The sequence below is a fragment of the Vulcanococcus sp. genome (genome assembly GCF_044369115.1).
Classification (GTDB): Bacteria; Cyanobacteriota; Cyanobacteriia; order PCC-6307; family Cyanobiaceae; genus Vulcanococcus.
The window spans coordinates 1-26,730 of sequence record NZ_JBIPMN010000006.1 but is presented as its reverse complement, the minus strand read 5'-3'; the positions used below and the strand labels follow the sequence as shown (position 1 = coordinate 26,730).

Sequence of the window (26,730 nt, the reverse complement as noted above, 5' to 3'; positions counted from 1 at the left end):
CTATGCCTTTGTGCAGAGTCCGCTGCGACCGGAAGGTTACAAAAACACTGAGTTTATCCGCATCCTCGCGATCGATCCAGCTACCGGGGAACCAAAGGCTGAATACCTGCACCTGCTGGATGCTGACTCCCGTCTCTCGGGTGACGGTAAGGTCGACAAGATTGGCGATGCCGTTTACGACGCTGCTCGCGACCGCTTCCTGATTATCGAGCGCGACTCCCTGACTGGGAGCACGGCCAATAAGAGTGTGGTTGAACTGGATCTAACCGGTGCAACCAACGTCCTGAATCAGAACTGGGGAGAAACACTTGACGGCGTCAGCGAGCCCGAACTGTTGGTCACCAACAGCATCGCCGATGCACTCAAGGATGCGGGTGTTCAGATGGTGCAGCGCACGGAACTGCTGAATATCCCCAGCATTGGTGCTGATCCAGCCTTCGACAAACCGGAAGGTCTTGCACTTAAGCCCGATGGCACACTGGTTGTGTTCAACGATAACGACTTTGTCGCCGTTGATGGTCGGGCCGACAACGTCGCAACAGTGATCAAGTTCACACGGACACCGATTGACACTTCCGATAGAAGCGAGGCTGGCGGGGTTCTTGGCATCAAGGATGTCTATGGCTTACCGATGGCGGATGGAATTACCGCCTTCCAGGCCGGCGGTCAGACCTACATCATGGTTGCCGGCGAAGGAGACGACCGTGACGGCGATTTAGAGGAAGGCATCCACATTAGCGATGCCGAGCGTTCCAAAGATGTTCCTGGCGCTGACAAAACCAACCTGGGAGATCGCCTCAAGCTGGTCACCACCGAAGGTGACTATAACGGCGACGGAAGCATCGATCAGGCCTATGCCTTCGGTAGCCGTAGCTTCCGCATCTACGACACCAATGGCAACTTGGTGTTCGACTCCGGCAATCAACTCGATGAAATCGCCAAGGCCGCTGGTATCTATGACGACGGCCGAAGCGATGACAAAGGCATGGAACCAGAGATGGTCACCACACAAGTCATCAATGGTCGCGTCTTCGCGTTCGTAGGATTAGAGCGTGGCACATCGTCTGCGATTGCCGTCTACGACGTGAGCGATCCGCTCAACTCACGCTTCTTCAAACTACTGCAGAACACTGACTCTATCTCGCCCGAAGGGCTTGAATTTGTAGCAACCGAAGCAGACGGCAGTGGCTTCCTGCTGGTAGCAAACGAATTATCTGGAACCCTCGATTCCTACGAGTTCGAACTGAAGACCATCGGTGAAACAGAAGCGCTGATTCCTCAAGCGGGCACATCGTCAGCTCCGGAGCATCTGATCGACGGAGAAAGCGGTCGAACCGACTTCCCCTATGGCACCTTCAAAGCCCTGGCCACCATTGGTGAAGTAGACAAAAATACTGGCTTCGCTCTCACCGGCTGGCCTGACGGTATCGCCGCCTGGCTGCATGACGATGACACCATTCGGGTTGCATACCAATCCGAGTCTTACGCCACGATGTCGAACCAGACCTATGGTCAGGCGATGGAAACTGGCGTCGTATTCACTGGCTCCAAGATCCACACAATTGATTTCAACCGTGAGGGTTTTGCCGACTTCCTCAAGTCAGGCGACTCGGGTGCGGACATCGTGCAGGGCAGCGGCTTCCTGTTCAACACCGTCTACAACGTGTTCGGTGAAGTTGTCGACGGGAAAAACAACGACAAAACCGATCTGAGCGCTAAGTGGGGCAACCAGACACTGCCCGATGGCACCTTGATTGAGTTCAAGGATGGAAGGCAGTTAACAGAAGGGGATTTCTTCTTCCACTCATTCTGCGGGGCCTATTACGCGCCTGCCCACAAATACGGACATGAGATTGGCTTCGAAGACGACATCTGGCTGATGGCCGAAGAATGGAACATCGGCAGCAGTATGTTTGCCGACCCCGATGGTGCTGCAGGACCGCTAACCGGTCGTGACGTTGCCAACACAACCATGGGCCTTGCCTCAATGGTTGTTGATATCGCTAACTCAACGGCCTACACCGTTCCCGTTCTGGGCCAAACAGGTTACGAGAAGATCGTTCCGATCAACGCGGGGCACACGGACTATGTGGTTCTTGTGATGTCGGGCTACAACCACGACAAGGAGCCTGTACCCAACCGCATTTACGTTGGCGTGAAGGACAAGCTAGCCAATGGTTCTGCAATCGATTACGCCAACGAGAACGAACGCGACAGCTTCTTGGCCCGCAACGGCTTGCTCTACGGCAAGGTCTACGGCCTAGCACTCGATGCTGCCACCTTCAGCGATCTTGGGATCAATCCAGATAAGAATGCAGACGGGATATTCAACGACAGGGTTGTTGACGACTACCTCCAGGATGCCAACGCTCCCACCAACTTCTCCGGCCGCTTCTACGCCACAACGTATCAATGGGATGGCTTTGATACACCTGAAGCGGTCAAAGACACCGAGATGTTCCGATGGGAACAAGCCATTGAGCAGCCCGTCGGCTACACCTTCTTCAACGGCGCAAGCAAGATCGAACACTCCGCTGTTGACCCCGACTTCAGCAAGGTTCGCTTTGTTCAGAACATGACGGACAAGGGAGCAATCCTTGGCTTCGACCTTACCGAGACGATCAAAGCTGAACTCGAGGCCGCCAATGGTGACCTGCCCGAGTACCTCTCAGTCGATGTCACCCGCGTCCTTTCTGCAGCCCAAGGATCCCTCCTGCTGGAGACGAACGGCGTTGGTCAGGCCCATGAGGGTACTAAGAATCCCGATGGCAGCCTCACTGCTGCCATTCATGTGGGCAGCGGTGCAGCCAAGTCGGTCGCTCCCGATGGTCTGCATTGGGTCAAAACCGATGATGGTGATTTCCTGATCGTTGATGAAGATTCCGGCAATGTCGCCGGCGAACGCAAATTCATGCTCCAGATCGACTCCAACACCATGGAGTTGACTACAGAGACCCAAGGTCATCTGCTGGCCATTGCCGGTGGAGCTGACAACCCCCGTGCAGCGGCCGGTGTAGCCGCCTTGGAAGGTGCGTTCTCACGGGCAACCGGTGCCGAATTCTCCGGTTCCTGGAACGTGACCCCGCTAGTGGCCACAAAAGACGATGGCAGCTTCTACTCGAAGGAGGAGCTTCAGGGGAACAGCGATGCCGTTGCCGCGCTGCTGCCCCTGTCCGAGCAGCTATTCATTGGCACTGTGCAGATGGGCGGAGAGTCGGGCGGCCAAGTGAAGGATGTGAAAGCCGATTACGGCGGCCAACTGTTCCAGTTCAACGTTGACCTCGGCATCCGCGAGGTGAAGACCGGCACCTCCGGTGCCGACGACACTTTGGAGATGGCCGACTTCGACGGCGTGATGGACACCGCCTTCCTTGGCGCTGGAGATGATGTCGCGGATACGGAGATTGTGGCTGGCCATGGCAACACGATCTTCACCGGCAGCGGCGACGACAAGACCTTTGCCAATGCACGTGATGTGATCACCGGTGGCACCGGCAATGACGAGCTCAACGCCCTCTCCGAACTCGGAAGCAACCGCCTCAGCGGCAACGCAGGCTTTGATGTTTTCAACGTCAGCGGCAGCCGCAACCGCGTGCTCGGCGGTGAAGGCGATGACATCATCAATGTGCTCGACGGCGCCGGCACCAACTACCTCAACGGTGGATCCGGTGCTGACGAGTTCTGGCTGGTGAGGGCAGCCGGCGACCGCCCCGCTTCCAAGCAGTTCATCATGGACTTTACCGCCGGTGAAGATGTGATCGGTCTGCAGGGTGTAGCCTTCGCAGACATCACCTTCCAACAGGTGGGTGCTGACACCTTGATGAGCGTTGACAATGACCCCCTCGCTCACTTCAAGAACACCTCCGTCGCTTCCCTCAGCAACATCAGCAATTTCGCTTTCACCAGCATCTGATTGCTGAGAACTGAGCACCCAAGGGGAGCCGTACGGCTCCCCTTTTTCATAGTCCTCGACCGACATGCGATAAATGTCGGCAGTTGTTTAAGCATGTCATTCTTGACGCAGCCGAAATGAATACGACTTGACAGCAATTCTGAGAATGACGAATCACTGAACCCTCTCGCCAAACACTGCCCTTATTACCATGGCTTCCGAATCTGCCAACTTCTCTCATGGCGTTGCCAGTGGCGACCCCTACGCAGATTCTGTAATCCTCTGGACACGGGTCACGCCCGAGGGTGACAACACCTCAGAAACCCCCATTAGAGTTGAATGGGAAGTTTCATACTCAGCAGACTTTAGGGCAGAGGCAATTGTTAACCGAGGCAGCACATCGACAAGGTCAGATCGCGACTGGACCGTCAAAGTTGAGGCCGAGAATCTCACTGCCGATACGGTTTATTACTACCGATTCCGCATCGGGGATGTGGTGTCGATGGTGGGCCAGACCAAAACCCTGCCCGTCGGCAGTGATCCGGTGCGCCTGGCGGTGTTCTCTTGTGCCAACTACACCGCAGCCGAACAGTTCGCCGCCTATGGCCGCGCAGCCGATACGCACGCCGTTAATCCATACGACGCCCTGCTGCATCTCGGCGATTACATCTACGAATACGGCCCCGGTGGCTATGGAGCCGCCGAGGATGCCGCTGCTGAGCGGGGCTTTCTACCGAATCGCGAAATCATCAGCCTCGCCGATTACCGACAACGCTACGCCCAATATCACACTGATCCGAGCCTGCAGGCCCTGCGCGCCGCAGCACCCCTGATCGCCATCTGGGACGACCACGAAACAGCGAACGACAGCTGGGCCGGTGGCGCCGAAAACCACCAGAGCGTTTCCGAAGGAAGCTGGTCGGAACGACGAGACGCCGCACTCAAGGCCTACTACGAATGGTTGCCAATCCGCGAACCTTCCTTGCGTGAGGGGGTTGACCAAGGCGATGCGAGCACTCCACTGAGCCAGGGCTATCGCTCGTTCAACTTCGGCGATGTGCTGGCGCTGCACATCCTCGAAACACGACTGACGGCACGCGATGAGCAGCTGGCCTATCCGGATGCGGCGACGGTGCAGGCCCGCATCGGCGCCATTCTGGCCGATCCGGCCCTGGTGGCCAGCTATGCCACCAAGGCTCGCATCGACCCGCCCACCAGCGAGGCAGCCGTCCCCGCCTTCGCTATTGCCCTGGCGCCGCTTGTCACCCAGGAGCTGGTGCTCGCCACCGTGCAGCAAGCCTGGGGTGATCCGAACCGGGATCTGATCGGCGACACCCAGATGGCCTGGCTGCAACAGCAGATGGCCAGCTCGGGTGCCGCCTGGCAGGTGCTTGGCCAACAGGTGCTGATGCAATCCATGGCTGTGCCAGCGGAACTGCTGCTCAACCCCGGTGATCCTGCACTACTCGACAAATACGCCGCTCCCCTGCAGAAACTGGCCACTGGCACCAACTTCGCCGATCTGAGCCCGACTGAACAAGCCCTATTCAGCGAGGCCGGCAAAATCCCATACAACCTCGATGCCTGGGACGGCTACGGAGTGGAGCGGGAAACGATCCTGCAGACCGCTCTGCAACTCGGCAAACGCCTGATCAGCCTCGCCGGCGACACCCACAACGCCTGGGCCGGTGTTCTCGACACGATGAGCTCTGGCGCCCAACCAGCTGGAACTGCGGCAGGAATTGAATTCGCCACACCAGGGGCAACCTCTCCGGGACTAGAGAAATATCTACCCGGAGCAGATGCTTATATACGAAGTAAATATCCATCGGTCGACGGCCTCGATGGGCTGTTTATGGGTTATGTCAATGGATTGAAATACGCAGACCTGAACCGTCGCGGCTATCTCGATCTAACAATCACCCAAGACCAAGCCGTAGCCAACTTCCAACTACTCGATCAATCAACTGCACAAACAGCCGAACCCTCGTGGGCCAGCGAAACCATCGTTGCCTCCAGCGACTTCAGCCTCTCGGTTCAACCGGAAGTCAATCCACGCATCGAGTGGCAAGCGGGCTGGGAGGAGCTGGATTTGGTCTTCGGGATGGCGGTAAGCAACGATGGGACGCAATTCGTTCTTGATCCGTTGCATTACGCCTCCCTGCCGCGACAGGGGGTGCAGCTGGCTGACGTTAGCGTGATCGGCTCATCTGACGCTGATCGGATATTCGCTGGCATTGGGTCATTCGTTGATGCAGGGGCAGGCAACGACGAACTATTCAACACCGACAGCTTGGGGGGAAACCGCCTCGTTGCAGGCGCCGGCACTGACAGCCTGTATTTGCAGTCGATCAGCGATCAGGTGATCGGGGGCCAACTGCTCGATGGCGCTACTGGGTATGGGTTATCTCCGTTCACCGCAGAGGCTGACGATGAGCGCGATGTGTTCTTGGTGGATAGCGAATCCAGCCCACCATCAAACGGCGAAGACCTCAGAATCCTCGACTTTAATCCCAGGGTCGACAAACTTCTGATCGACGGGTTCAACATTGACACCCGCGACTGGTCGCTCGTACGCAGCACACTGGCGGCCCAGAACATTGCCATCAACGCGAGTCCTGAACTGGGGATCCACCCAGTAGTGATCAGCCTGAAACCAGGCAGCGAGACAACGACGAATCTCAGCTTCTTTGGTCTTGACCAAGATAGAGAGCAACTCACACTTGTGAAACTATCAGGGCCGGACTGGATCACAGTTAGCCAACTTTCACTAACAGCAAACACACCTGCAAACATCAGCGAGGCCGAGCTCGCTGGGGCAAGCCTGAAGCTGGGATTCAGCGACGGGCAAGCGCTGAAGGTCTTCAACGCAGAACTGACAGCGAAGGCGGTATCTCTCACCAATTCAATTCACGAGCTACCTAAGAATCTCAACACTACAAAGCCATTCAAGGTCGCAGACCTGGAGATTAACAACAGTGAGAACGGCGCCAACACAATTACGCTCATAGGCGCTGCTGCCAGCAGGTTTGAGGCCACCAACGATGCGATCTTTTTGAAAGCCGGCGAAGATCTTGAGCAGATCGCCGATAGCAGCTTTGACATCGTAGTGAAGGCCGAGAATCAGGCACAGGCGGATTCCACCCCCGTTTACACAACCTATAACTTCACAGTTACCAGCTTCAACGCCCCTCCCTCATCCGTGAGCGTTGACAACTTCATCAAAGCCGTTCAAGAAAATATCAGCACATCCAGCCGCACAGAATTGGGCACAGTAAACATAGTTGATACTGCAATCACCAACGGCAATAGGATCGAGCTGTCGGGATCGCATGCCAATGTATTTGAGGTGGATGGCTCCAAGCTCTACCTTAAGAGTGGCGTAGCCCTCGATTTCGAAACCAGGAATAACCTCGAAGCCACTATTTCAGTAACTGACCGATATCCACTCAAAGACGCAACTACGGTAGCGACGGACCTCGTCCTATCGATCAGCGACGTTAACGAAGCCCCCAGCCTTAAGCCCATAACACCTGGACGCGTTGAAGAGATTGCAGACTCTAACGACACAAAGGATACGTTCCTGCAAGGCAGCCTTGTTGCCAGTGATCCAGACAGAAATCCAAGCTTCAACCAACTGAACTTTTCCATCAAGGGCGGTGAGGCACAAGAGAGCACAATCAGCCAGAAAGGGAGGTTCGGCACCCTCTCGCTGAACCGCACAACTGGCGCGTACATCTATACAAAAGACAACAACGCTGTTGACGCGCTTGGAACTGGCGTGAAAGTTTCCGAGCAATTTACCCTCGCCGTGTCAGATGGAATTGCACCCGAGGCAACCCAGACTCTGATCATTGATCTAATCGGCGCGAACGACGGCCCCAGGCTTCGTGCTGATTCCATCGCACTAACTGCATCACCAGAAGACAAGCCTCGTGGGATCACGGCCAGTGAGCTACTCGCCAATATTGTCGACGTTGATAATGCCATCTCTGATCTCAGCATCACCCAGCTGACGATCACATCTGGCCAGGGCAAACTGGAGAACATCAATCCACAGCAAACCTGGACTTACACTCCAGCCGAGAACGACGATAGCTCGACCGTTTTCAGCTACACGGTATCCGATGGAGAGCTAACAACAACTGGATCAGCAACGCTTGAACTCACACCTCTTAACGATCCACCCACTGGAGTTGCAACTCTTTCAAGCAACCCCAGCGAAAGAGTAGAACTATCTGTCAACACCAGTACCATCCGCGATGCAGACTCCCCAGATGGGGGTCTTTCATTCTCATACCAGTGGCAACGGGCCGCTGTTGGCACTCCTGCCGACAGCCGGCTCTGGAAGTCCATTCCAGGTGCCAACGGCGCCTCATTTACGCCCACCAGCAGCGACGTTGGGCAAGCGCTGCGGGTTGTGGTTGCGTATACCGACGGAGGCGGTCAACGCGAAACGATCATCACGGCGGCATCACAAGCCGTTGTGAATCTGCCCGACCCTGCAGCCTGGGACGAATCAACCTACAAATCGATCACCGGTGAAACCACGCAAGGTTCGACCCTGAGGGTGGACACCCGTGGCATCAGCGACCCTGACGGCCTTGGTGTCTTCACCTATCAATGGGAACAAACGAACGATGCAAGCGACAGCAGCTGGCAGAGCATCGCTGGAGCAAAGGGCACAACCTTCAAGCTCACTCAGGATCAAGTGGGCAAGCTGGTTCGCTCTGCCGTGAGCTTCACGGATGGATCTAACAGCCCAGAAACCGTTAGATCCAAGCCAACTGCTGTTATCTCTAACATCAACGATGCACCCTCAGGATTCATCGCCATCAGTGGAAACCCCACAAAGGGTGAAACACTCTCTGCCAACACTGAAAACCTTGGCGATCTTGATGGCCTAGGCGCCCTCTCGTATCAATGGTTAGCGGATGGCATCAAGATCGTTGATGCAACATCTCAAAGCTTCACACTCACACAAGCCCAAGTGGGCAAGGCTATTTCTGTTGCCGTCTCCTACACCGATGCGGGTGGCACTCAAGAATCCATCAATGCCATAGCAACCAAGCCCGTCAGCAACTCCAACAAAGCACCAACTGGGATCCCCAACATCACAGGCAGTGCCCGTCAAGGGCAAACCCTCACTGCAGACATCTCCCGCCTTGCAGATGAAGACGGGCTTGGAACCTTCTCTTACCAGTGGCTCGCCGATGGTTCACCGATCAATGGCGCCACTGGCATATCCTTTACAGCTACACAATTAGAAGTTAGCAAACAACTGTCCGTTGTTGTTTCCTACACTGATCAAAAAGGAAGCTCTGAAGCGGTCGCGTCCGCTCCGACAAGCCCCGTCGAAAACATTAACGACGAGCCAACAGGGCAGATCCAGCTCTCTGGCCTGCCAACAGAACGCGGAACGCTGCGCGCTGTTGTAGCCAGTATTCAAGACTTAGACGGTGTACCAAGCCTCAGCACTGGCGGCAGCAATCTCCAGTTCACCTGGAGTGCTGATGGTGCCAAAATCGATGGCGCCACATCTGATAGCTATCAGCTCACGCAGAGCGACGTTGGCAAAGCTATCTCTGTTGCAGTGTCCTATTTCGATAACGGTCGCTTTAGCAATACAATCTCATCATCACGCACCGCCAAGATCGTCAACATCAACGACAGTCCGTCCGGGGCTGTCGTAATCGAAGGCAACGCCCAACAGGGAGAGGTTCTCACCGCCAAGACCGATGGGTTAAGCGATCTCGATGGCCTCCCTGATGGTCTCGGTGCCTTCTCCTATCAGTGGCTGGCCAATGGATCCCCCATCAGTGGGGCCACCCAAGCAACCTTTACACCAACTCAATCCGAGGTTGACAAGAAAATTTCGGTTCTTGTCTCCTACAAAGACAGTCAGGGAACCCAAGAATCGATCAGATCTGCTGCGACATCAACGATTACCAATACCAACGATGATCCAAGCGGCAAACTCACAATCGTAGGCAGTGCCATTCAAGGGCAAACCCTCACTGCAGATACCGCCGGCCTGATGGATGCCGATGGGCTCGGGACCTTCTCCTATCAATGGCGGGCCAATGGTTTAAACATCAGCGGTGCCACCAGAAACACATTGATCCTGGGGCAAGCGCAGGTTGGTCATCCCATCACGGTTGTTGTCTCCTACACCGATGGGCAGGGCACGCTCGAAGAAAAAGAATCCACAGCAACCCCACCTGTCCAGGATGTCAACGACTCGCCCCGTGGCCGTCCCGTCATCCAGGGACAAGTTGCGCAGTCGCTTGAACTGACTGCCGACACATCGTCGATCAGCGACCCCGATGGTTTGGGCTCCTTCTCCTATCAATGGCGGGCCGATGGTTCAGACATCAGCGGTGCCACCTACAACACATTGAGCCTGGGGCAAGCGCAGGTTGGTCAAGCCATCACGGTTGTTGTCTCTTACACCGATGGGCAGGGCAACGCCGAAACGCTGATCTCCTCACCCTCGCAACCGGTTCTTGCTGCTAACCAACTTCTACAGGGCTCGGTGCGTCTTGACAGCAGCGGATCAGCCGTTGCACAAGGCAATCTGCTGCTTGCAGACACCTGGAGCGATCCGATCCAATTCAACGGCCAGCCGCTTTCCCAACTCAGCTACCAGTGGTATGCCAATGGCGCCGCCATCTCCGGCGCCACAACGGATCGGTTCACGCCAACGCAGCAACAGGTGGGATCGCTGATCTCCGTTGAGATCAGCGATCCCACCAGCAGGGCTTCCAGGCGCTCTGATCTGAGCACCGCCGTTGCCAACACCAATGATGCCCCCACGGGTGCAGCCATCATTAGCGGCCTTGTGAATTCGCTGCCCCAGGAAGACACAACCCTATCGGTTGATCCAAGCACCATCCAAGATGCCGATGGCCGCAGCAGCAGCCTTTCCTATCAATGGACCATCGATGATGTGACCATCACAGCAGCGAATCAGGCCAGTTTTAAGCCAACGGATGAGCATTTTGACCGCAATCTCGCCATCAACATCGATTACATCGACGATTTCGGCACCCCCGAACGAATCACTCAGCAAATCGGACGTGTGAGGGCAGTGAATGATGCCCCCACAGGCAACATCTCACTTTCCGGCTTTCTGCTGGCAGGACAGACACTCTCCATCCTGGATACGCTTGTTGACCCTGATGGTCTAACAGCACGCTCCTACACCTGGGAGCGCTCAAGCGACGGCGGCAGCAGCTGGACACCGATTGTGACCCAATCGGATCCAACTGCATCAGGCTACGGTTTCTACCAGCTCAACAAATCGGCTGATTCGGGCACACAGATCCGCGTGGTAGCCCGTTACACCGATCAACAAGGCTTCAGCGAGATCGTCCGCTCTCAAGCCACGGACCGTGTCATCGGTCAGTTCAGCGAAGGCCGCCAGATCAACTACGCGAATCCAGACAATCTGGCCCTGCTCCAATGGCAGATCCGGTCGGCTTCCACCTCTTCCTGGGTCGATCTTCCCGGGGAATCCACGGCCTCGCTTCGCACGGAGAACACCTGGGGCGGACAATCCATTCGTCTCACTGTCAATGGCGTTCCCCTCACTGAACTAGCGATCACAGCGATCGACAGTGGCGTTGGCACTCTGCCACCGATCAGCACCAATGGGGCACCGCTGGAGATCGGTGTCGTTACCCTCAGTGCGGGTCTACCCCTTGATGATCCTGACGGCCTTGATCTCAATCAAGCTAATCTGCAAGTTCAATGGCAGCGATTCAGTGCTGCCACCAACATCTGGCTGAACATCAGCGGTGCCACTGGGCAGAATTATACGCCGACCAACGCTGACGCCGATCAAGCTGTTCGTGCGCAAATCAGCTATATCGATGCCCAAAACTTCAGCAATACCCTCTACAGTAACAGCCTCAAGCCACGACTCGTTGCTCCTCCAACCCCTGAGGGGATTTTCAATGCGATCGAAGTCGACGATGTTCTCACCGCTGTTGAATACGAAAGCGCTACCAGTTCAGGCAATGGCATCCGCCTGAGCGGCACAATCACCAACAACGCAGTCGCCAACACCCAGGTTTCCCTTAGCTTTGGCGGTCAGATCCGTCAAGCCGTTGTAAGCGCTCCAAACTCCAATGGTGAGAGCACCTGGGATTACAAACTGAGCAGCAATGATCAGCGCTTCCTGGCAGCAGGAAGCGCCAACACCATCACCGCAACGCTCACTCAGACACTCAATAGTCGCGTTGGCAGCACGCTGATCACCCGCTCACTGGTGATCGCCTCCGATGTTGCCCTGCCAGGTGTTAATCCAAATAGTGCCTCCGACCCCACCCAGAGTGATGGCATCAAGCAGGAAGTGAAATCGGCAGCGGCGGAAGCACTGCTCAACCTCGGCGCACTTGCCACACGCATCGGCCAACCCAACGTGGCCGCTGCACCCCTGGGCTCGGGCAATGCCTTCGCACAAGGCGCCGATGCTCCTGCGAGCAGCTACGGCATCTTTGAGCTACCTGGAGATACAAGCGCAGCCGGTATTGATACCTATTCCGCTGACAATGGCAGCTACAGCATCCCCAACACCAGCGGGAGCAATGACTCAATCTCCACCCCGGATGCAGGCAGCTTCCAGTCAGTAACGGATCCAATCGCGCTCACAATCAAAGACGTTGAGCCAGGCGCCACAATTAGCTTCAACTTCGTCCTACCGCAGGCCAGCGCCGACCTGCTCCCACAGGACCTGACTCAGGCTCGCTATTTCAAGCTAGATAATGTTCAGAAAAAGTTCGTTAACTACCTTGCGCCCAACGGCACTCCTTATTACTCCTACGCACTCCTCAACGATCAAAACAAAAATCAACTCCGTGACCTTGGCGACTCAGTCATCCTCACGCTTCAACTCACCGATGGTGATCTGCGTTGGGATCGTGATGGCGTCGTCAACGGCATCATCGTTGACCCGGGCACCCTTGGCGCCAACGTCAACGACAGCCCCACAGGCACCGTTCTCATCAGCGGCGTTGCCACCGAAGGGCAAACCCTCTCTATCGATACCTCCAACCTCGCGGATGCCGATGGGCTCGGCAGCTTTTCCTATCAGTGGCTTGCCGATGGATCCCCAATCACCGGTGCCAACAGCAACAGCTACACCCTGACCAGGGCCGTCATCGGCAAGGCAATTTCCGTAATCCTCTCCTACACCGATCAAGAGGGCACAAAGGAGTCTGTGACATCCACATCAACAGCTCCTGTGAAATTGTCTCCCCTTCCAGACAACAAACAGCAGGAGAGCGAAAAGGCCGACGACGGCAAAATAATCGATGCCAACCGTGATGGTGTCGCCGACAGCCTGCAAGACGATGTTGTTGCACGCCCCCTCCTTGGATCTGGCGAAAAAGCATCCGATTACATTGCCGTCGTCAGCAAAGCTGGGGTCAGCCTTGCAAACGTGCAGGCAACCACAATCAACAGCAGCAGCCAAAGCGTTGCGGTTGCACTACCTTCCGGCGAATCTATCAACGCAGCTCTCCCCGAAGGAATCACAAACAAGTTCTCCAATGCAGTGCTGAGTTTTAGCGCCGCACTTGGCTCGCCTGGCAGCAGCACCACAATTATGCTTCACGCACGCGAAGACGTGCTGGCTGAAACGAATGCCTACGTGCGGTTCAATTACAAAACCAGGCGCTTTGAAGATTTTACTGACAGCAATGGACGACCTCTTTATCGCTTCGTTGACACTGACAACAACGGTCGCAACGACGCCATCGAGCTGACTCTTACCGATGGCGATCCGAGCTGGGATGGCGATGGAATTCTAAATGGTGTTGTTGTGGACCCTGGCTTTCTGGCAAGCGGAGAAACAGCGATTACAGGCACCAAGAAAGCCAATAACCTGCGTGGCAATCTGCTGGCAAACTCCATTGACGGCCTCTCAGGAAACGACACCATCGATGGCGGCCTCGGCAATGACTACCTCAACGGCGGCTCTGGCAGAGACATCATCTTCGGCGGCGAAGGTGATGACACCATCCTCGGGGGCAAAGACCGCGACCAACTGTTTGGCGACTCAGGCAATGACACCCTCTATGGTGAGCGCGGCAAGGATTTACTCAACGGCGGCGAAGGCGACGACATTATCTATGGGGGCAAAAGTAAAGATTACTTCGTTATATCTGCGGGCAGTGATCAGATCATGGATTTCCGCAAAAAGCAGAGCGACCGGATCATGATCAGCTCGTCTCAGTTCCATAGCTACACGCTCACTCAAGATGCCAATAACGCACTCATTGACCTCTACGGGGCATCAGGCCAAATCCTGGGTCAAACAACAGTCCACAACGCGACAGTTCGCCAAGTGATGAGCAGAATCAGCACCGATCTCTAGCATTGCCACAAGCCACCGCTTCAGACAATGCGGATCCACCGCTGGATCAAAACCGAATGCGGCCGAGCCAAATACACTGAGCTGGCCGCACGGCGGGGAGTACTTGCCCGCTTGCGCCTGGCGTGGTTTGTGCTGATCGCAGCCCTGCGGGACTTGCCGTTGCCGGATCAGCGCGGAGGCTCGGCCTCCTGAAGCGCCTGCCGAGCGGCACGGCCCACGAGCCAGACCACCGCCACGGTGGCCAGGATTCCGGTGATGCGCAAGGCCCAGGTGGCCGGATCAGCGTCACCGCTGAGCACCTCCCCGAAGCGGGCCACATCCCCCGCCAGGGCTCCCAACCCACAGAACAGGATCGTGCCGGGGAGGATCCCAATCAGACCGATGCTGTAGTCACGCAAGCTCACCTCGCTGAGGCCATAGGCGAAGTTGAGCAGCGAAAAGGGAAAAGCTGGTGAGAGGCGGGTGAGCAACACCAGCTTCAGGCCCTCGCGGCTCACAGCCCGCTCCACCGCCTGCAGCTTCGGCAGCGCAGCAAGGCGTTGCTGGGCCCAGCGACGCAACCAGGTGCGCCCCAGCAGGAACGCCGCCTCCGCACCGAGGCAGGCCCCCACAAACACGATCAGGCTCCCCCACCAGGTGCCGTAGAGAGCACCGGCCAGCATCGAAGCCCAGACCCCCGGGAGCAGCAGCGTCACCCAGAGGGCATAGAGCGGCACAAAGGCGATGGCGCCGGCAGGGGACTGCAGCAGCGGCAACCAGCCCTGCCAATCCATCAGCCCAGATCCGCCAGACGCTTCCGGGCCAACTCAGCCTGGGCCTCGGCGTCTGCCAGGTTGGCTTTGCATTCCGCCACCACCTCCGGCGGCGCTTTGCCCGCGAAGTTGGGATTGGCGAGGCGGCCGGCCAGGCCCTTGATCTCCTTCTCGGCCTTGGCGATGTCTTTCTCGAGACGACCGCGCAGGGCCTCGAGATCCACCAGGCCCTCAATCGGCAGCAGCACCTGCAGCTCACCGCTCACGCCGGCGAGTGCCTTGGCGGCTGGCTTGGCCTCCGCTGCAGCGGGATCCAGCACTTCCATGGTTTCAGCGCGGGTGAGGGCTGTGATGTCCGCCGTGGCGGCGGAGAGCACCGCAGCGAGGGCGCCGCGGCCGGTGACGAAGCGCACCGGCACGCTCTGGCTCGGCTTGAGGCCGGCCACAGCGCGCAGGTTGCGCACCACCCGAATCGCCTCGATCAGATCGCTGAACGACGCCTCCAGTTCGTCATCGAGGGAGGCAACGTCAACCACCGGCCAGGGTTGCAGCGCCAGGAACGTCTCCTCAGACGCTCCGGTGAGGCCATGCCAGAGCTCTTCGCTCAGGTGCGGCATCAGCGGATGGAGCATCACCAGCAGCTCGTTGAGCACCTTGGCCAGCACTTGACGGGCGGTGCGCTGATCAGCGAGCGCCTCTGGGCTTGGTGTCTCGCCGGGGTTGAGGCGCCGCTTGATCAACTCCACATACCAATCGCACACCTCGTTCCAGGCAAACTCATACAGCCCCTTAGACGCTTCACCGAGGCCATAGCTGCCGTAGCGCTCGGCGGTTTCACGGTTCACCCGCGCCAGGCGGGAGAGGATCCAGCGATCGGCCAGCTGCAGCGCGGTTGAATCCGGTTCCCCCAGGGAGGCGGGGGTTTCGCCACCCAGGTTCATCAGCGCGAAACGGGTGACGTTCCAGAGCTTGTTGGCGAAGTTGCGCGAGGCCTCCACCGTGGCGGAGGTGTCGGATTTGCGGTCGTAGTCGAGGCGGATGTCCTGGCCGGCACCGGCCACCTCGCGCACCAGAGCAAAGCGCAGGGCATCGGCGCCGTAGCGATCGATCAGCAGCAGCGGGTCAATGCCGTTGCCCGCCGATTTGCTCATCTTGCGGTTGTTCTCATCCCGCACGAGGCCGTGGATATACACGTCCTGGAAGGGCATCCAGGTCGCTGAAGCCGTGCCGGGGCCATGCAGCAGCGCGCCGGCCATCATCGTCATCCGGGCCACCCAGAAAAAGATGATGTCGAAGCCCGTCACCAGCACGCTGGTGGGATACCAACGGGCCAGATCAGCGGCATCCGCATCGGGCCAGCCGAGGGTGGAGAAGGGCCAGAGGCCGCTGGAGAACCAGGTGTCGAGCGCATCGGGATCCTGCTCGAGCACCAGGGGCTGAGCGTGGGTGCCGCCGCTGAACTGGGCTTCGGCCTTGGCGCGGGCTTCCGCTTCATCGCGGGCCACCACATAAGGCGTGGTGTCGGTGATCGCGCCGCCGGTTTCGCTCACCACAAACCAGGCGGGGATGCGATGGCCCCACCAGAGCTGGCGGGAGATGCACCAGTCGCGGATATCGGTGAGCCAGTCGCGATACACCTTGCTCCAGCGCTCCGGCACGACGCGAGGGTCGGCGTTCTCCAGGGCCTCGCGGCAGCGAGCCGCCAGGGGCTCTGTTTTCACGAACCACTGGGTGGAGAGCAGCGGCTCCACCGGCACCTTGCCGCGATCGGAGAAGGGCACGCTGTGGCGATAGTCCTCCACACGCGCCAAAAAGCCGCCCTCCTCCATCGCCGCCACCACGGCCTTGCGCGCCTCGAAGCGATCGAGGCCCTGGAAGCGACCGGCGGCCTCGTTCATCGAGCCGTCCTTGGCCATCACCGTGATCAGCGGCAGGTTGTGGCGCTGGCCGATCGCGAAGTCGTTGGGGTCGTGGGCGGGGGTCACCTTCACGCAACCGGTGCCGAACGCCGCATCCACGTGGTCGTCGGCCACGATCGGAATCTCGCGGCCCACCAGCGGCAGGGTAAGGGTCTGCCCCACCAGATCGGCGTAGCGGGGATCCTTGGGGTTCACGGCCACAGCCGTATCGCCCAGCAGCGTTTCGGGGCGGGTGGTGGCCACCTCCAGGTGGGTGCGGCCATCGGCAGCAGCCCCGGCCGTGAGTGGGTAGCGGAAGTGCCAGAGGTGACCATCCACCTCCTTCATCTCCACCTCCAGATCGCTCACGGCTGAACCGGAGGCGGGGCACCAATTCACCAGGTATTCACCCCGGTAGATCAGCCCCTGCTCATGCAGGCGGTTGAAGGCCTCAATCACCGCGGCGCTGCAGCCGGCGTCGAGCGTGAAGCGCTCGCGCCGCCAGTCCACCGAATAACCGAGCCGGCGCAGCTGGCCCACGATCGTGCCGCCGCTCTGGGCCTTCCACTCCCAGGCCTTCTCCAGGAAGGCTTCACGGCCGAGGTCTTCCTTACGCTTGCCCTCGGCCTTGAGCTGCTTCTCGAGGATCGTTTGCACCGCAATCGAAGCGTGATCGGTGCCAGGGAGGCAGAGCACGTTTTTGCCCTGCAGGCGCTGGAAGCGCACGATCGTGTCGATCAGGGCCGTGTTGAAGGCGTGGCCCATGTGCAGGCTGCCGGTCACGTTCGGCGGCGGGATCACCACCGAGAACGGCTCGCCAGGAGCACTGGGATCCGGGTGGAAGGCGCCGCTGCTTTCCCAGGCCTGCTGCCAGCGCGCTTCGGTGCCCACCGGGTCGTAGGTCTTGGGCAGAGCGTCGGTCACAGGCGCAACAACAGCCGATCCGGCCATGCTCGCAAAACGGCCCCGGAGCCGGGATGATGGGCGCGCTGATCACGGCCATGGCCCTGTTTCCCGCACCCCGACAGAGGCCATGGCGGCGCAGGGGGTTGCTGCTGGCCCTGCTCGGCAGCCTTGGTCTGACGGCTTGCAGCGGCAGGCCTGAGCTTCCGAACGTGCTTTACCTAGCCATCGGAACCAACACCGATCAGGCCATCGATGCCGAGCTGGTGGCGGAAACCCAGGGGCGACTGAATGTGCTGGAGGGGGCGTACCGCCGGATCCATCCGGAGCGCCACTTTCAATTTGGTCTCTACCCCGAAGCCGTGATCGGCGCGGCCATTAGCCGACGCAATAGGGCGGGGCTGGGACCGGATCTGATCTTTGTGAATGGTGATACGGCGTTGCGCATGCTGGCCAGCGGCGTGGTTGCCCCCTTCCCGGCCATGGGCGGGCTGCTGAACCAGTTCGACCCGGATGACCTGGATCGCGTCCGCAACAGCCGCGGCGAGCTGGCGGGCCTGCCGCTGTTGCTGCACACCCAGGTGGCCTGCTTCAACCGCAAGCGTCTGCCCAATCCGCCGACCACCGTCACGGAGCTGCTGGCCGCCAGCGCAGCCGGACACCCGGTGGGCCTCACGGTGGAGCCCTATGGCCTGATCTGGAGCGCCGGCAGCCTGGGCGCGGTGGGGGGCCTTGAGCAGGCGGTCGCCGGCCAGCAACCATCTCCCGCCAACACGCAGCGCATCGAGGCCTGGCTGTCCTGGCTGCAGAACGCCAGCAACCAACAACGGATCACCTTCTTCAGCGATCAGCAATCGGCACTCAGTGAGTTCATGGCCGGTCGCCTCGACTGGATTCCCTGCAACAGCATTTCGTTGCCCCGGCTCCGCAAAAAGCTGGGCCCCAACCTTGGGGTGAGCCCTCTCCCCAGTGGCGCTGACGGCAGCCCCCCAAGCCCCGTGAAGCGCATCCGCGTGCTCGCCCTCGGCAGCAGCTCCAGCACCGCCGGCCGGGCCCGGGCCATTGCCTTCACGCACTTCAGCGTGAACCCGCTGATGCAGCGTGAACTCACCATCGGCTCCCAGAGCGTGCTGCCGGCCAATCGCTTCGTGAAGGTGCCGGTGCAGAGCTCCACCGTGCTGGCTGCCCTGGACCAAGCCAATCAACAAAGCGATCAGTTCAACTCGATCGTGAAACTGATGCACGACGACGATCCCCGCTTCAGCAAGGCACAGGCGCTGATCACCGAACTGGTGTTTGGTGAAGTGAGCCCCCGCTCCAGCGCCGAGGCCCTGATCCAGGTGCTGAGGAGCAAGCCATGAGAACCCTGCTGCTGGAGGTATTCGGCTGGCTCGGCTATCTGGAACGGCCAACGGTGGTACTGCAACTGCTGCTGGTGGCGGTCCTTGTGCTCGCAGCGCGCGCGGTGCGGCGGCGCCGGCTCATCCCGAAGCTGCCAAGCCAGGGCATCACGCCCATCGCCCTCAGCCTGTTGGTGGCGTGCGTGCTGACCCTGGCAGCGGTGGGGCTTCCCTATGCCCTCACGGCGCAGCTGGGGGTGATCTGGCTGGGTTGGTATGGGCTGAACCTGCTGCACATCGTGCTGCTTCTCTGGCTGCCGGAGGCGCGGGTGCATCAGCTGGAAAGCCGCCTGTTGCGGCCCATCTATCTGCTGGCTGCGGCATTGACGCTGATCAGTGGGGTCGACAGCCTTCGAGACCTGGCAGTCGCGCCCCTGGGCGAGCTGTTTGGGGTGGCGATCAGCGCCGGCAAACTATTCCAGGCTCTGCTGGTGATCTATCTCGTGCTGGTGGGCTGCGGCCCGCCGGCAGCAGCCTTGGCCTGGCTTGTGCAACGGGCCGTGGGCATGAGCGAAGGCAGCCGCAAGGCGATGGAGCTGATGCTCCGTTACGCCGTGGTCGGTCTGGGATTGGTGGCCGTGGCCGTGCATCTCGGCCTCAACACCACCGCCTTGATCGCCGTAGCCGGCGGATTGTCGGTAGGTCTGGGCTTCGGCATCAAAGAGGTGTTCTCCAACTTCGTGAGCGGCCTGTGGCTTCTGTTTGAGGGATCGGTGCGCCCAGGCGAGGTGTTGATGCTGGATGGTGATCCCTGTGAAGTGCGCAAGCTGGGGCTGCGGGCCACCCTGCTCTGGCGTGACCGCGATAACGCCGAACTGCTGGTGCCCAACCAAACGTTCTTCACCGAGGCCGCCACCACCTACACCGCCAGCGATCGGATGCGGCGCAGTCAGGTGAACGTTGGTGCTGCGTATCACCACAACCCGGCTGAAGTGATCGCCCTGCTGGAAGCCACCGCCCGCCAGGTCACGCGAGTCCTACCCGATCCTGCTCCGAAGGCGCTGCTACTCAGCTACGGCGACTTCGCCATCAACTACGCCCTGCGCTTCTGGATCGCCAACCCGATGGACAACGTGGGTATCTGCAGCGAAGTGAACCAGGCGATCTGGCACGCCTTCAAAGACAACAACATCGAAATCCCCTTCCCGCAGCAAGTGGAATATTCGATGGTGTGGCCGCCGGAGCAGCACCGGCCCAACACAGAACACCACTAACTGTTGGCCAGCCGTTTGAGATAGCCCTCGCGGCTTCCGGCATTGATCCAGCCGGTGGCGATTGTTTTGGGGTGGGTGTGGTTCACCCGCCCGCGGTGAATGTGCGAGGGCCCAGCGGGAAAGATCACGAGCTTTCCGCGCTCCGCTTCCTCATGGTGGGCCTGCCAGTGAAACTCCGTGCCGGCCTCCTCCACGCTGTTGCAGTAGAGAATCCAGGCCAGCACCCGGTGCACAGGCTCGGTGGCTTCATCGCTGATGGTCCAGTCGCAGTGCCAGCGCTTGAAACCCTCACCCGGGGCATAGCGCTGCAAGTTGAAGATCGGATTCACGAACAGCTGCTGTTCCGGGCAGCACTCACGAAACAGGGGCCGCTCCTGCAGGTAGCGCTCGAGGCCCGCCGTAACACCGCGGAGGATCACATCGGCGAGGGCAAAGGCCTCGGGATCGGAGCGATCAATCGCCACCAAGCTGATATCGGTGGACACCTTGGCCGGCTCACTGCCATCCGGACCGAAGGCCACACCGGGGCGTTGGAGATCCGGCCGTCGATCAAAGAAGGTGTTCACGCCATCGGCGAGGGCCTCGAAGCCGGCATTGCGATAGCGGGCGATCAACTCCATCAGCGCTGCTCCAGCCAAGGCACAACCACCAGCGCATCCAAACGCTGCCAGCGCGCTTGATCAGTCACCACGCGCTCCTGCAGCGCAACCCGCTCCAGGGCTCGGGCAATCCCGTCGTTCTCGAGCACCTCATCGGCGGGGCCTTGGGGCAGCACCAACACCTGTTGCTCCGCCGGATCCGCCATCAGCTGCAACTCCAGATCCGCCAACTCCCGTTCAAAAAACACCCGCCGCAAGCGTCCCATCTGCAGCGGACCGATGGCCTCAGCAAAGGCCTTGAGCCCAGCCTCATCGCCGCTGCAGCCGCAGTTGAGCGCCAGCCAGATCAGCAGCTTGGCCCAGCTTTCCTGGCTCCATAGGGGAGGGAAGCTTTCGCGGTGCTGGCGCACCAGTTCCGCCAGGGCGAAGTCCACCAGGGTGGCCTGCAGGGCTAGCGGGTCAGGGGATGCGGTCGTCATGCAGCCCATCCTCCCCACCGGCCGGCAGACTGCAGACAGCTGCGCTCGCGTCTGCGATGGCCCTGGACCTCAACGATCCCGATCTGGAGTTTTCTGATCTGGTGTACGCCTACCAGAGCTGGGTGATGGCGGTGATCAACGATGAGAAGCTCGGCGGCGACGTCCTGCTCACCGACGAGATCGCCGAGGACGCCCTCAATGCCATGCGCTTCCTGCCTGGTGAGGTGACCGCAGCGATTGAAACCAGCCTGGCCCGCGTCTACGACGTGGATCCCGACGAACTGGCCGGTTTGCTGTTCCCTGAAGACTGAGCGCCACCACCTCGATGGGCGACTCCAGCTACCTGCTCGGTACCCACACCGAGGAGCTGGAGCGCCTGCGGTTCCAGCATGAGCTCTGGCTGCCCGCCGCTCGGGCGGCCTGGCAGCGGGCCGGGCTCACCGCGGGGATGCGCGTGCTCGATGTGGGCGCAGGCCCTGCTTTTGCGGCCATGGATCTGTCCCGGATCGTGGGTTCTACAGGTCGGGTGCTGGGGCTGGAACTCAGCGAGGCCTACGTGGCTGCCGGGCAAGCCATGGCCCGCCGCGCACAGCTGCCCCAGCTGGAGCTGCGTCAGCACAACCTGCTGCGTGATCCCTGGCCCACTGAAGGCTTCGATCTGGCCTGGTGCCGCTGGGTGGCGATGTTTCTTCCCGATCTGGAGCCGCTACTCACCGGGCTGGAGCAGAGCCTGCGCCTCGGCGGCCAGCTGGTGCTGCATGAATACGTGCACTGGGACAGCTTCGGGCTTCACCCCAACGGCCGCGCCATCGCCCGCTTCGGCCAGGCCTGCCAGCGCAGTTTCCGCGCGGCCGGCGGCGATCCCGATCCAAACCGACGCTTGCCCGCGCTGCTGACCGCCCGAGGCTGGCGGATCGACGCGCTGCTGCCCTTACCCGTTGCCGGAGGCAGCCACTCGATGGCGGGCCAATGGATGCAGCGCTTTGTGGAGGTGTATGGCGCACGTCTGCAGGAGCTAGGGCTCTGGAGCAGCAGCGATGCGGGCGAGGCCTGCGCGGAGATCGCTTCAGCGACGGCCGATCCGGGCTGCTTCTGGGTGGGGCCCACACTGCTGGAAGTGAGGGCGACACGATTGGCGAGCTGAAGCTCTGCCGCCATGCCTTGGACCTGCGCCGACATCCCCGATCAGAGCGGCCGCACCGCTCTGATCACGGGCGCCAACAGCGGCCTGGGGCTTGAAACGGCTCGGGCGCTCGCGCAACGCGGAGCGCGCGTGGTGCTGGCCTGCCGCAGCCTGGCGAAAGCGGAGGCCGCCTGCCAGGAATTGACCTCCGGCAATGGCGGAGGTGAGCTGATCCCGTTAGAGGTGGACTTAGCCGATCTCGCCAGCGTGCGCCGTGGCGCTGCGGCGGTGGCTGAGCGCTGGGGCGCCATCGATCTGCTGATCAACAACGCCGGGGTGATGGCCCCGCCCCGCCAGCTGAGCGCCCAGGGCTTCGAGCTGCAGTTCGCTGTGAATCACCTGGGGCACTTCGCCCTCACCCAACAGCTCCTGCCCGTGCTGCGCCCGGGAGCGCGCGTGGTGCACGTGAGCTCCGGAGCGAGCTACTTCGGCCGCATCGCCTTTGATGACTTACAGGGCGAGCAGCGCTACGACGCCTGGGCCGCCTATGCCCAGAGCAAGCTGGCCAACATGATGACGGCCCTGGAGCTGCAACGCCGCCTCGATGCCCAGGGCGCCGAGGTGCGCTCGATCGCCGCCCATCCCGGCCTGGCCCGCACCAACCTGCAGCCCACCTCCGTGGCGGCCCGCGGCTCCCGCGTGGAGGCCCTGGCCTACCGCCTGATGGACCCGCTGTTCCAGAGCGCCGCCATGGGCGCCCTTCCCCAACTGTTTGCGGCCACCGCACCCGCCGCCGAACCCGGCGGCTTCTACGGCCCAGGAGGCCTGGGCAACTTCAAGGGCTATCCCAAGGCATGCCGGATCGCACCGGCAGCCCTCGATGCCGCGGCCTGCGAGCAGCTGTGGGCGGTGAGCGAGGAGCTCTGCAGCGGCTGAAGCCTCGCACCGCGCAGCCACCCGCGCTGGTTACAGCTGTGCCAACGTGGCGTCGAGCCGCAGGAAGCCTGGCGTCGCCTGCAGCGTTGAACCGAGGCACGTGGCCAGCAAACGCACCCTCAACGCCACCAACCTGGAAGCGCTCGGGGCTGAAGCCCTGGCGGCGCTGTTGATCGAGGTGAGCAGCGGCAACGCGGTGATCCAGCGGCGCCTACGGCTGGCGTTGGCGAGTGCCGAGGGGGTGGAGGGCGCCGCCCAGGAGGTACGCAAACGGCTGCAGGCGATCAGCCGCTCCACCACCACGGTGGATGCGCGCCGTCGCAAGGCCCTGATCACCGACCTGGAGATGCAGCTGCAGGCAATCACTGGGCCGATCGCGGGCAGCAATCCTGCTCAGGCCTTCGAGCTGCTGCTGCGCTTCCTGGAGCTGTCGGACGACGTGCTCGATCGCTGCTGGGACAGCACCGGCGCTGTGTTCGCGGTGTTCGAGCGGGCCGTGCAGCAGCTGGGACCGCTGGCCGTAGCGGCGCGGATCGAGGCAGAAACCCTGGCGCAACACGCCGATGAGCTGCTGGAGGAGAACAGCCACGAGCAGTACGACGGACTGGTGCCAGCCCTGAAGGACGCCCTGGGCGACTGGGGGCTCAAACTGCTGGAGAGTTACCGGCGCCAGCGGGGCATCGGAGATGGCGCCGAAGTGCTGCGGCAGATCGCCGTGGCCCGCGGCGATGTGGAGGGCTTCCTGCGCCAGTTCGATGGAGAGGAACTGCGCTGGCGCGATACAGCCGCCAGCGTGGCCGCACAGTTGCTGACCTGGGGGCGAGCGGAGCAAGCACTTGAGATTCTTGACGGCGCAACCGAAGAGCCGGACGACCCACAGGATTCGCAGTGGCACGACGCCCGCATCGCCGTTGTGGATGCGCTGGGCCGCCACAACGAGGCGCAGGACATGCGCTGGCACTGGTTCAGCCAGACCCTCTCCATCCCACATCTGCGCGATCACCTCACGCACCTGGACGCCTATGAGGATGTGGAGGTGGAGGAGCGGGCCCTGCAGCTGGCGGAAGCCTTCCCCGACAGCCTTCTGGGCCTGCAGTTCCTGGTGGAGTGGCCCTCCCTGAGTCGAGCCGCCCGGCATGTGCTCGCCCACGAGGATGAGTGGGAGGGCGACGAGCACACGGTCCTCATCGCTGGCGTCGAACGCCTCAGCGCAGACCATCCTCTCGCCGCCACACTGCTGCTGCGGGCGATGGTGTTCTTCGTCCTGTGGACGAAATGGGCCAAGCGCTACCGCGTCACCGCCGAGCAGCTGCGCAGCTGTGAACAGCTGGCCGCACGCATCCACGACTGGCAGGGGCACCGCGACCACCAGGCCTATAGGACCTGGCTGCAGGACTGCTTCGAAACCCGGCAGGGATTCTGGAAGCTGTTGACCTGAAGCGGCGCACCGGCGGGTCACAACCCCGATCAAATAGACAACGTCTACCTAAACTGATCGGATCGCAGGCCTCCGGGAGGTTCACCATGACCGCTACCCCTCGCCTCAGCTGGAACCTGAGAGTGACACCCAGCGACCAGGAGCTGATCGATCGCGCTGTCGCCGCCTCAGGGCTCACGCGAACCGATTTCGTACTGCAAGCTGTACGGTCTGCAGCCCAGGAGCTGCTGGTGGAGCAGGCCTGGTCTGCCCTGGAGCCAGACGCGTTTGAAGCATTCCAGCGCAAGCTCGATGCGCCGGCCAACCCCAATGAGCGACTGCAACGCACCATGGCGGCACCCAGGCCCTGGCAGGGCTGATGCAGCTGCAGCCGCCGCAGCCCCTGGCCGAACACCACAGCACCGCCGCGTTCAACTGTGGAGACGCCAACCTGAACAGCTGGCTCCAGCAACGGGCCTTGGGCAATCAACGCAGTGGAGCAACACGCACATTCCTGGTGTGCGATGCCGCGGGTGTGGTGAAGGCGTACGTCGCCCTGGCCTCCGGAGCGGTGGGCGTTAGCGACTCCCCGGGACGGTTCCGGCGCAACATGCCCGACCCAATTCCTGTGATCGTGCTGGCCCGCCTGGCTGTGTGCCGCAGCACCCAGGGGAAGGGCATCGCCCGCGCCCTGCTGGCCGACGCCTTCGAGCGCGTGCTGATAGCCAGTGAGCAGATCGGCGTTCGCGGCATCGTGGTGCACGCAGCTGGCGAGGCAGCCCGGCGCTTTTACCTCCACATGGGCTTCGAGCCATCGCCCAGCGACTCAAATCTGTTTTTGCTGCGGCTCGTCGACGTGGCGGCAGCCCTGAAAGCCTGAGCCTCGTAGCTGCAGCGGCTGAGCCGCGGCACCGCGGGGAATGCTCCGAGCAGTACGCCACTGACTGCCATGCCCCGACCACTCAGCCCCAGCCAGCCCTCGGTGCTGGACCTGCTGCGCCGCCCAGAACCCGAAGACTGGCTCGGTCCGCTGCGCCCCTGGGTGAACCTCTGCCGCCGCGGTGTTGATCCGCAGGAGGCCTGGCGGCAGCTGCAGCGTTAATGGAACGCTATGGCCATCGTGGAGGGATGACCACTCCCCTTGCTGCCGGCCCCCACTGGTTTGTTGCCGGCGATCTCGATGGCTTTCTCGGCCTGGCGCTCGACAACCTCATCCAGATCCTGCTGATCCTGGGGCTGTGTGCTGGCGTGCTCGGCTACCCCAGTGAGCTGTTGCTGGGCACGATCCTGCCCGCCACGGGCATCAGCCTGCTGCTGGGCAACCTGGCCTATGCCTGGCAGGCCTTCCAACTGGCGAAGGCGGAGGGTCGCAGCGATCGCACGGCACTCCCCTACGGCATCAACACGGTGAGCCTCTTCGCCTACGTGTTTCTGGTGATGCTGCCGGTGAAGCTGGAGGCCCTCAGTGCCGGCCTGGCGGCAGAGGCCGCCGTGCGCCTCTCGTGGCAGGCAGGCATGGTGGCCTGCCTAGGATCGGGCCTGATCGAAGCGGCTGGCGCCTTCAGTGCCCAACTGCTGCGGCGCTGGCTGCCGCGGGCGGCGCTGCTCTCCACCCTGGCGGGCATAGCCCTGGGCTACATCGCCCTGGGCTTCCTGCTGCGCACCTACGCCCAACCCGTGGTGGGGCTCACGGTGTTGGCGCTGATCCTGGTCACGTACTACGGGAAGCTGCGGCT

At 60.9% G+C, this 26,730-nt stretch carries 15 protein-coding genes and 1 pseudogene; 12 read left to right on the top strand and 4 right to left on the bottom strand.

The window, feature by feature from the left end:
• Positions 1-10: 10 nt before the first annotated feature.
• Together ACIQ2E_RS00965 and ACIQ2E_RS00960 are read left to right on the top strand one after the other, a co-directional pair.
• Positions 11-3,913 (top strand): choice-of-anchor I domain-containing protein, encoded by a 3,903-nt coding sequence (locus ACIQ2E_RS00965; RefSeq protein ID WP_398324867.1) that lies wholly within the window; start codon positions 11-13, stop codon positions 3,911-3,913.
• A 190-nt stretch (positions 3,914-4,103) separates the two neighbouring features.
• Positions 4,104-14,273, top strand: a complete 10,170-nt coding sequence (locus ACIQ2E_RS00960; protein ID WP_398324864.1) for an alkaline phosphatase D family protein — start codon at positions 4,104-4,106, stop codon at positions 14,271-14,273.
• A 167-nt stretch (positions 14,274-14,440) separates the two neighbouring features.
• On the opposite strand, the gene ACIQ2E_RS00955 is transcribed toward ACIQ2E_RS00960, so the two are convergent.
• Together ACIQ2E_RS00955 and ACIQ2E_RS00950 are read right to left on the bottom strand one after the other, a co-directional pair.
• Complete coding sequence (locus ACIQ2E_RS00955; RefSeq protein WP_398324861.1) at positions 14,441-15,046, bottom strand: TVP38/TMEM64 family protein; 606 nt, start codon at positions 15,044-15,046, stop codon at positions 14,441-14,443.
• Entirely contained in the window at positions 15,046-17,874 is a 2,829-nt protein-coding gene (locus tag ACIQ2E_RS00950) for a valine--tRNA ligase (protein WP_398324858.1), read from the bottom strand. The genes ACIQ2E_RS00955 and ACIQ2E_RS00950 overlap by 1 nt, the downstream gene beginning before the upstream one ends.
• Positions 17,875-17,903: 29 nt before the next feature.
• On the opposite strand from ACIQ2E_RS00950, the gene ACIQ2E_RS00945 reads away from it, so the two are divergent.
• Together ACIQ2E_RS00945 and ACIQ2E_RS00940 are read left to right on the top strand one after the other, a co-directional pair.
• Positions 17,904-19,187 carry an extracellular solute-binding protein gene (locus ACIQ2E_RS00945; RefSeq protein ID WP_398324856.1) on the top strand — a complete coding sequence of 428 codons (1,284 nt, stop codon included), beginning with the start codon at positions 17,904-17,906 and terminating at the stop codon, positions 19,185-19,187.
• The gene (locus ACIQ2E_RS00940; RefSeq protein ID WP_398324853.1) at positions 19,184-20,440 is read left to right on the top strand and encodes a mechanosensitive ion channel family protein; all 1,257 of its coding nucleotides are present in this window, start codon (positions 19,184-19,186) and stop codon (positions 20,438-20,440) included. Before ACIQ2E_RS00945 ends, ACIQ2E_RS00940 begins: the two co-directional genes overlap by 4 nt.
• On the opposite strand, the gene ACIQ2E_RS00935 is transcribed toward ACIQ2E_RS00940, so the two are convergent.
• A complete protein-coding gene (locus tag ACIQ2E_RS00935) occupies positions 20,437-21,060 on the bottom strand; it encodes a 2OG-Fe(II) oxygenase (RefSeq protein ID WP_398324850.1) in 624 nt (207 codons plus the stop codon). The genes ACIQ2E_RS00940 and ACIQ2E_RS00935 overlap by 4 nt on opposite strands.
• Positions 21,060-21,518 (bottom strand): protein phosphatase, encoded by a 459-nt coding sequence (locus ACIQ2E_RS00930; protein ID WP_398324848.1) that lies wholly within the window; start codon positions 21,516-21,518, stop codon positions 21,060-21,062. The genes ACIQ2E_RS00935 and ACIQ2E_RS00930 overlap by 1 nt, the downstream gene beginning before the upstream one ends.
• Positions 21,519-21,574: 56 nt before the next feature.
• Here ACIQ2E_RS00930 and ACIQ2E_RS00925 point away from each other — a divergent pair, with 56 nt between their 5' ends.
• From ACIQ2E_RS00925 to ACIQ2E_RS00890, 8 genes and pseudogenes are all read left to right on the top strand, one after another.
• Positions 21,575-21,829 carry a hypothetical protein gene (locus tag ACIQ2E_RS00925; RefSeq protein ID WP_398324845.1) on the top strand — a complete coding sequence of 85 codons (255 nt, stop codon included), beginning with the start codon at positions 21,575-21,577 and terminating at the stop codon, positions 21,827-21,829.
• Between the two features lie 14 nt (positions 21,830-21,843).
• Positions 21,844-22,662, top strand: a complete 819-nt coding sequence (locus ACIQ2E_RS00920) for a methyltransferase domain-containing protein (protein WP_398324842.1) — start codon at positions 21,844-21,846, stop codon at positions 22,660-22,662.
• A 12-nt stretch (positions 22,663-22,674) separates the two neighbouring features.
• Positions 22,675-23,577: an oxidoreductase gene (locus tag ACIQ2E_RS00915; protein ID WP_398324840.1), complete on the top strand. Its 903-nt coding sequence runs from the start codon at positions 22,675-22,677 to the stop codon at positions 23,575-23,577.
• A 100-nt stretch (positions 23,578-23,677) separates the two neighbouring features.
• Positions 23,678-25,015: a DUF6880 family protein gene (locus ACIQ2E_RS00910; protein ID WP_398324837.1), complete on the top strand. Its 1,338-nt coding sequence runs from the start codon at positions 23,678-23,680 to the stop codon at positions 25,013-25,015.
• Positions 25,016-25,101: 86 nt separating this feature from the next.
• Positions 25,102-25,374 carry a DUF1778 domain-containing protein gene (locus ACIQ2E_RS00905; RefSeq protein ID WP_398324834.1) on the top strand — a complete coding sequence of 91 codons (273 nt, stop codon included), beginning with the start codon at positions 25,102-25,104 and terminating at the stop codon, positions 25,372-25,374.
• The gene (locus ACIQ2E_RS00900; protein ID WP_398324831.1) at positions 25,374-25,874 is read left to right on the top strand and encodes a GNAT family N-acetyltransferase; all 501 of its coding nucleotides are present in this window, start codon (positions 25,374-25,376) and stop codon (positions 25,872-25,874) included. Before ACIQ2E_RS00905 ends, ACIQ2E_RS00900 begins: the two co-directional genes overlap by 1 nt.
• 69 nt (positions 25,875-25,943) lie before the next feature.
• Positions 25,944-26,096, top strand: a complete 153-nt coding sequence (locus tag ACIQ2E_RS00895) for a hypothetical protein (protein ID WP_398324828.1) — start codon at positions 25,944-25,946, stop codon at positions 26,094-26,096.
• A 26-nt stretch (positions 26,097-26,122) separates the two neighbouring features.
• Positions 26,123-26,730: pseudogene (locus tag ACIQ2E_RS00890) on the top strand (NCS2 family permease); the annotation flags it as partial.

What these genes read in the sequence shown, in the direction of transcription:
- ACIQ2E_RS00960 (WP_398324864.1), top strand. Translation starts at nt 4,104, where the DNA reads ATGGCTTCCGAATCTGCCAACTTCTCTCATGGCGTTGCCAGTGGCGAC.
- ACIQ2E_RS00955 (WP_398324861.1), bottom strand. Translation starts at nt 15,046, where the DNA reads ATGGATTGGCAGGGCTGGTTGCCGCTGCTGCAGTCCCCTGCCGGCGCC.
- ACIQ2E_RS00950 (WP_398324858.1), bottom strand. Translation starts at nt 17,874, where the DNA reads ATGGCCGGATCGGCTGTTGTTGCGCCTGTGACCGACGCTCTGCCCAAG.
- ACIQ2E_RS00945 (WP_398324856.1), top strand. Translation starts at nt 17,904, where the DNA reads ATGGGCGCGCTGATCACGGCCATGGCCCTGTTTCCCGCACCCCGACAG.
- ACIQ2E_RS00940 (WP_398324853.1), top strand. Translation starts at nt 19,184, where the DNA reads ATGAGAACCCTGCTGCTGGAGGTATTCGGCTGGCTCGGCTATCTGGAA.
- ACIQ2E_RS00935 (WP_398324850.1), bottom strand. Translation starts at nt 21,060, where the DNA reads ATGGAGTTGATCGCCCGCTATCGCAATGCCGGCTTCGAGGCCCTCGCC.
- ACIQ2E_RS00930 (WP_398324848.1), bottom strand. Translation starts at nt 21,518, where the DNA reads ATGACGACCGCATCCCCTGACCCGCTAGCCCTGCAGGCCACCCTGGTG.
- ACIQ2E_RS00925 (WP_398324845.1), top strand. Translation starts at nt 21,575, where the DNA reads ATGGCCCTGGACCTCAACGATCCCGATCTGGAGTTTTCTGATCTGGTG.
- ACIQ2E_RS00920 (WP_398324842.1), top strand. Translation starts at nt 21,844, where the DNA reads ATGGGCGACTCCAGCTACCTGCTCGGTACCCACACCGAGGAGCTGGAG.
- ACIQ2E_RS00915 (WP_398324840.1), top strand. Translation starts at nt 22,675, where the DNA reads ATGCCTTGGACCTGCGCCGACATCCCCGATCAGAGCGGCCGCACCGCT.
- ACIQ2E_RS00905 (WP_398324834.1), top strand. Translation starts at nt 25,102, where the DNA reads ATGACCGCTACCCCTCGCCTCAGCTGGAACCTGAGAGTGACACCCAGC.
- ACIQ2E_RS00900 (WP_398324831.1), top strand. Translation starts at nt 25,374, where the DNA reads ATGCAGCTGCAGCCGCCGCAGCCCCTGGCCGAACACCACAGCACCGCC.
- ACIQ2E_RS00895 (WP_398324828.1), top strand. Translation starts at nt 25,944, where the DNA reads ATGCCCCGACCACTCAGCCCCAGCCAGCCCTCGGTGCTGGACCTGCTG.